We start from the raw sequence: 854 nt of genomic DNA, 5'->3' as shown, positions 1-854 counted from the left end.
GGCAAGGGGAAGGGCAGAGCGATCGCAGATAGCGTTTGGGGGCCTTGAGAAGTCCCGCAACGCTTTGTCATCCCGGGGCCGCGCAGCGGAACCCGGGAACCAGAAACACCGATTTTGCAGGGTTTTGCACTGTCAGCGGCTCTGAATTCCGGGTTCGCCTACGGCGCCCCGGAATGACTCCGGCGGTCATATGCGATCACCCTGCCTGGAAGGCGAGGGGCCCGGTGCGGCTCTCTGCGATCGCTCGCCGCCGCCGCCGGACCCCTCCCCGGACCCGGCCTCAGAACGGGTTCCAGGTCGGCTTGTCGGTGAACTTGAGGTAGCCGATGTTGATGCCGAGGCGGGCGCCGACGCCCGTGCGGATCGGCACCACCACGACGTCGTCGGCGGTGACCGCCGTCATGCCGAAGCCGCCGATGAAGTAGGCCGAGCCGTCCACCCCGACGAAGCGGCGGTAGAGCCCCTGCACCGCCGGCAGGTTGTAGACCAGCATCATGGTGCGGTCGCCGTCGCCGCCGACGTCGAAGCCGATGGACGGGCCCTGCCAGTAGATCCGGCGCTTGCCGGCGTTGCGGGTGTAGAGGGTGCCCTCGCCGAAGCGCACGCCGCCGACGATGGCGCCGGACGCCTCCTGGCCGAGGATGTAGCCGTTGGGCTCGCCCCAGCGCCGGGTCGCCTCCTCCACGGTGAGCGCGAGGCCGCGCGACATGGAGCCGAAGAAGCGGTGGCCGTTGTCGACGATCTCGGCGGGCCGGAAGGTGCCGGGCCCGGCCTCGTCCGGGCCGGACGGCGCCGTCCGGCCCGGACCGGCCAGGACGGGGGCGGCGAACGCCGTGGCGAGGAGGGCGGCGGCC

Annotated in this window: 1 protein-coding gene; it reads right to left on the bottom strand. The window is 71.4% G+C overall.

The annotated features are described in order from the left end of the window. Nucleotides 1-280: 280 nt before the first annotated feature. Nucleotides 281-854, bottom strand: a 574-nt coding sequence (locus FV218_RS22460) for a DUF1134 domain-containing protein (RefSeq protein WP_147711607.1), incomplete at its 5' end; no start/stop codon positions are given.

This window comes from Methylobacterium sp. WL69, assembly GCF_008039485.1.
GTDB lineage: Bacteria > Pseudomonadota > Alphaproteobacteria > Rhizobiales > Beijerinckiaceae > Methylobacterium.
Note: the sequence above shows the minus strand (reverse complement) of the source record. Positions and strands in the feature narration are given on the sequence as shown.